The following is an 895-nucleotide window of genomic DNA, read 5'->3' on the forward strand; positions in this document are numbered from 1 at the left end:
CCCGGCCACGATGAGCCGCTCCTCGGCGTCCGCGTACGCCGCTGCCCAGTCGTCGCCCGGGACCTCGGCGACGTTTCCGGGTTCAGCTGCTCTGTAGGTGCCTTGCATGATGTGCGGATAGGCAAGCGTATTGCCCAGGACGTGGGCGATCAGAGCGCGGATGTCGAACTCGTGGCAAGGGGTGGGTGTGTCGAGCTGCCCGGGTTCGACGGTGGCGACGAGTGCGGCGAACTGGCCGGCCGCGCGGTACAGCAGTGGCCGGGGGTCTTTGGGGGTGTTCATCGGGGCTGGCTTCCTTCCGTCAGCGATGTGAGGTGAGCGGATCAAGACAGCTCAGCCGTGGTACGACAGGTTCAGGGCCAGGGCGGCCACCGCCAGGGAGAAGAACATGGCCCAGCCGCCGAAGTGGTAGTCGCGAGCTCGCAGGTGGGCACCGAACGCGACGAGGAAGTACAACACGAGGCCGCCCGCGGCGAGCGCGCCCAGCACCGGCACGGCGAACCCCGCCAGCAACCCCAGTGCGCCCAGCGCCAGCAGCACGCCGAACGGGCGCATCGTCGAGTGAGGCAGCCCCATCTTGTCCGCCTGACTTCTGGGGTAGTCGTGACCGACGAGGTTTGCGACGGCGGCGAATGCGTTGGTGACCGAGGCGAGAAGAGTGACTGCGAGATAGGCGGCGAACACGAGGTTTCCTGTTCCTTGTAAAGGACAACTGGCTGTTCACGGAGTTGACGGGCCGGCTCTTTGAAAAGTGACATGCCATCGCGTGATCTAGGTCATGGCACGGCGCCCGAGTGCGACACCTCCGGACCGACATCGGCCAGAAGCGCGTGCGCCGACCACGGATGCCACCGCGTCTACACCGACTCGAAGATCATTGCGGGACAAGCCTTAG

The 895-nt window shown here is 65.9% G+C and carries 2 protein-coding genes; both read right to left on the minus strand.

Annotated elements, in window-relative coordinates:
• Positions 1-282: maleylpyruvate isomerase N-terminal domain-containing protein (locus QK440_RS41235; protein WP_282798393.1), on the minus strand; the 282-nt coding region annotated here is incomplete at its 3' end.
• 51 nt (positions 283-333) lie between these two features.
• Positions 334-684, minus strand: a complete 351-nt coding sequence (locus tag QK440_RS41240) for a DoxX family protein (protein WP_282798394.1) — start codon at positions 682-684, stop codon at positions 334-336.
• Positions 685-895: the final 211 nt, after the last annotated feature.

The sequence above is a fragment of the Streptomyces sp. CC224B genome (genome assembly GCF_030010595.1).
GTDB classification, from domain to species: Bacteria; Actinomycetota; Actinomycetes; order Streptomycetales; family Streptomycetaceae; genus Streptomyces; species Streptomyces longispororuber.